This is a genomic window from Sandarakinorhabdus sp. (assembly GCF_032115815.1).
Classification (GTDB): domain Bacteria; phylum Pseudomonadota; class Alphaproteobacteria; order Sphingomonadales; family Sphingomonadaceae; genus Sandarakinorhabdus.
Genome location: NZ_JAUMBI010000160.1, coordinates 1 through 3,735, shown reverse-complemented (window position 1 = coordinate 3,735; position 3,735 = coordinate 1). Strand labels below are relative to the sequence as shown.

At 67.9% G+C, this 3,735-nt stretch carries 5 protein-coding genes and 1 pseudogene; all 6 read right to left on the bottom strand.

Annotated features, from left to right (window positions below):
- Window positions 1-7 precede the first annotated feature (7 nt).
- Window positions 8-1,519, bottom strand: a complete 1,512-nt coding sequence (locus RT662_RS09465) for a M28 family peptidase (protein ID WP_313670467.1) — start codon at window positions 1,517-1,519, stop codon at window positions 8-10.
- Between the two features lie 31 nt (window positions 1,520-1,550).
- Window positions 1,551-1,829: an HPr family phosphocarrier protein gene (locus RT662_RS09460; protein ID WP_273433923.1), complete on the bottom strand. Its 279-nt coding sequence runs from the start codon at window positions 1,827-1,829 to the stop codon at window positions 1,551-1,553.
- Window positions 1,826-2,227, bottom strand: coding sequence for a PTS sugar transporter subunit IIA (locus RT662_RS09455; RefSeq protein WP_313670466.1), 402 nt, complete (start codon window positions 2,225-2,227; stop codon window positions 1,826-1,828). The genes RT662_RS09460 and RT662_RS09455 overlap by 4 nt, the downstream gene beginning before the upstream one ends.
- Window positions 2,224-3,144 carry an RNase adapter RapZ gene (rapZ, locus tag RT662_RS09450; protein ID WP_409530152.1) on the bottom strand — a complete coding sequence of 307 codons (921 nt, stop codon included), beginning with the start codon at window positions 3,142-3,144 and terminating at the stop codon, window positions 2,224-2,226. Before rapZ ends, RT662_RS09455 begins: the two co-directional genes overlap by 4 nt.
- 225 nt (window positions 3,145-3,369) lie before the next feature.
- Window positions 3,370-3,582 (bottom strand): annotated as a pseudogene (locus RT662_RS16240) (HPr kinase/phosphorylase); the annotation flags it as partial.
- 1 nt (window position 3,583) lies between these two features.
- On the bottom strand, window positions 3,584-3,735 hold a 152-nt coding region (locus RT662_RS16235), incomplete at its 5' end, for an ATP-binding protein (RefSeq protein WP_409530151.1).

The following is a 3,735-nucleotide window of genomic DNA, read 5'->3' as shown; positions in this document are numbered from 1 at the left end:
AGACGGCTTACGGCTGGGTGGACTTTGCCTTCATCACCGGCTTCGCCACCCCATTGGCCGCCGTTTCGACCAGCGTGTAGAAAAACCGATTGAAATCCCGCGCCGCGTCGAGGTCCATCGGCGTCGAAATATCATCCTGCGGGCGGTGGTAACGGCGCTGGTACCAATCACGGTAGATGCGCTCTTCCTCGGTGCGCGGGTTGTAGGCGAAGACGAAGTTCACAGCCGGGATGCCGGCTTCCATGAACGGCCATGAGTCGACCCGGCGGATCAAGTTGCGTTCCGGCTCGCGATCGGGACGGATTTCGATCTTCAGGCCTGACGCCACCGATTTGGCCGTATCCGCCAGCGTGTTCTGGCCCAGCCCGTGCAGGGTGAGCGCCTTCAGCGGGAACAGCGGTCGCAGTTGATCGAGATTGATCACGCCCACCAGTTGCTCCTTGGGCACCGTTGGATGCTGCAGCCACCAGCGCGCGCCGAGCAGGCCCTTTTCCTCCGCCGTCCACGCGGCAAACAGGACCGGGCGGGCAAAGCCCTTGCCGCGCCGCCGCTGCGCCAGCTGCGCCAGCAACGCCACATAGCCGGAATCATCCAGCGTGCCGTTGTAGAGCCCGTCGCCATTCACCGGCTCACCAAAGCCATAGCCATCGATATGCGCGCCGAGCAGCATCACTTCGCCAGCCTTGGCCTTGTCGGTGCCCGGCAGCAGGCCGAGCACCTGCTGGCTGGTGAAGCGGCGCTGCGCCGTGGTCAGCTTTGCCTCGAAGCGGCCTGGAAGATCGAAGGCTTCCAGATCGCGGTGATAGGTCGCTTCGGTCAGCAAGGTGGCGGCCAGTCGTCCGGTGCCGGCCATCAGCCGTTCCAGCGCTGCGCCGTTCAGCCGGAATTGCGGCAGGCCCCCGGGAACATCGCCTGGTAGCGCCGTGCCTTCATGCGCCACGGCGCGGGAATAGGCATCGGGCCAGCGTGGCGCCTCCACGGTGAAGCCGGCATCATCAATGGTCAGCAGCGCCACTGCGCCCGCCGCCGTCACCGCTGCCAGCCGTTCGGCGCCCTGGGCGCGGCCAGCGCGGCGGCTGCCGTAGCACACGGCGATCTTGCCCTTCAGTTCGGGGCCGGCTTCCGCCTTGCTGCAGTAACCGGCAAAACGCATCGCGCCCGACAGCGTCGCCGGCAGATCGGTGGCCGGGCGCGGGGTGATATCGTGCAGGAACTTCAGCGGCGCGGCGCTGCCATCGGGCGCCACCACGCGCATATCGGCTGCCGTCACCGCCACTTCGTGCAGCGGCACGGTCTGGCGGAAACTGCCGTTCTCGCCCGCCGGTTTCAGCTTGGCGGCCTTGAACCAACCTTCCACCAGGGTGATGGCGCGGGCATGGCCAGGGCTGCCGGCATCGCGGCCCTCCATGGCATCGCTGCTGAGTTCGGCCGTGCGGGCCAGCCAGGCCTTGGTATCAGCATCAGGTTTGGCGAGCGCCGGGGCGGCAAGGACGGCGGCGGCGAGGAGGAGGTGGCGCATCGGGGCAGAAGAGACCCGAACGCGCAGGCGGTCAATCCTCGCCGAACTTGTCCAGCACCAGCCCGGCCAGCTTGGACACGGCGGCTTCGGCTTCCGGGCCGGTGGCGCTGATGGTGATGCTGTCGCCCATGGCGGCGGCGAGCATCATCAGGCCCATGATCGACGTGCCGGTGACAGACGAGCCATCGTGCGAAACCGTCACTTCAGCATCGAAGCTGGAGGCCACCGTCACGAACTTGGCACTGGCGCGCGCATGCAGCCCGCGCCGGTTGGTGATCGGGACCTCGACAGGGCCAGCCGTCTCGCTCAAGCGGCCTCGCCCAGCATGCGGCTGGCGACCGCGATATACTTGCGCCCGGCATCCTGCGCGGCCTGCACGGCGGCTTCCACCGTGCCGGTCTTGCGCACGCTGGCCAGCTTGATCAGCATCGGTAGGTTCACGCCGGCGATCACTTCCACCTGCGGCCCAAGCAGCGAGATGGCAAGGTTGGACGGCGTGCCGCCAAACATGTCGGTGAGGATGATGACGCCCTGGCCGGCGTTGCAGCGGGCGACGGCGGCAGCGATATCGGCGCGGCGCAGTTCCATGTCGTCATCAGCGGCGATGCAGATCGGCTCGAGGCGATCCTGCGCGCCGACGACGTGCTCCATCGCCGCGACAAACTCTGCCGCGAGACGCCCATGCGTTACCAACACAAGTCCAATCATTGCACGCCGCCGTCACGCCTTTTTGCCGATTCTGTCAATGGGTCGCCTGCGACCACGGCGGCATCGCCCGTCACTTTCGCGATATCCCGATGCACCAAAGCGACATTCTGCCCGGCAGTCTCCAGCCGCGCCGCCAGCGCGCGGGCCACGGCCACACTGCGATGGCGGCCGCCAGTGCAGCCGATGGCGATGGTGAGATAGGCCTTGCCCTCGCGGGCATAGCCGGGGAGCAGGCTGGTCACCAGATCGTCGATCTTGTCGAGCGTGGGGGCATAAAGCGGATCGGCGGCCACGTGTGCCGCAACGCGCCCATCTTCGCCAGTGAGCGGCCGCAGGGCCAGATCCCAGTGCGGATTGGCCAGAAACCGCATGTCGAACACCAGATCGGCATCGCGCGGCAGGCCGGCAGAATAGCCGAAGCTCAGCACGGTAACGGTGAGGCCGGGCGAGAAACCACCGCCAAAGCGTTCGGCGATGCGGGCACGCAGATCGGTGACACTGAGGTCGCTGGTGTCGATTACCAGATCGGCCCAGCGCTGCAGCGGCGCCAGCAGTTCGCGTTCGGCGCGGATGCCGTCGATGGCCGGCCGGTCCAGCGCCAGCGGATGGCGCCGGCGGGTTTCGGAAAAGCGCCGGATCAGCACGTCATAGCCGCATTCCAGCAGGATCAATCGGGCATCGCGGCCCGAATCGCGCAGGGCCGCCACGCGCTGGCCCAGGGCAGCGGCGTCAAAGGCGCGGGTGCGGCTGTCGATGCCGAGCGCCAGCGGGCGGTCACCGGCGCCGGCGATCAGCGCTTCCAGCAAGGAAAGCGGCAGATTGTCCACAACCTCGTGACCGGCATCTTCCAGCGCGCGCAGCACGGTCGATTTGCCGGCGCCCGACAGGCCGGAGATGATCAGGATCGGCAGATTCACACCGGCAGTTGTGCCGGGAAGGCCATGAATTGCCAACCCATGAACTTCAAGGGCCCGCGCGGCCCGCTGCGGCGCCGATTCCCCGAACGGATCAAACGGCAACAGTGGCACCGTCTGGCCGGCAAGCGGCAGATGATCGATTTCTGGCAGGCGCTCCGCCGAGCGCGACAGGTCGAGCGCCAGGGCAATTGGTGCCGGTGCGGTCGGTTCGGGCACGATGCCAACCCCGCGCACTTCCAGAAGGCCAGCCAGGCGCGGCGGCGCGCTGGCGATGATGCGGCCGCCATCCGCCGTCAGCACCACCCGGTCATCCGCAACCAGCCGCCAGCCTGCTGCCACCAGTCGCAGCGCCAGATCGGATTTGCCCGCGCCAGACGGCCCCAGCAGCAGCACGGCACGGCCATCGAGGGCAACGGCGGTGGCGTGTAGCGTCTCCATCTCAGGCCGCCGGCAACAGCACACGGAAGGCCGCGCCGCCACCGGGCGCATCCTCCACGATGATCTGGCCGCCGTGCGCCACCACGATGGCGCCGGCGATGGACAGGCCCAGGCCGGAATGGCGGCCGAAATCCTCGCCCTCGGGCCGTTCCG

Excerpts from the sequence above, each read along its gene's own strand:
- RT662_RS09465 (WP_313670467.1), bottom strand. The coding sequence starts at position 1,519 with ATGCGCCACCTCCTCCTCGCCGCCGCCGTCCTTGCCGCCCCGGCGCTC.
- RT662_RS09455 (WP_313670466.1), bottom strand. The coding sequence starts at position 2,227 with ATGATTGGACTTGTGTTGGTAACGCATGGGCGTCTCGCGGCAGAGTTT.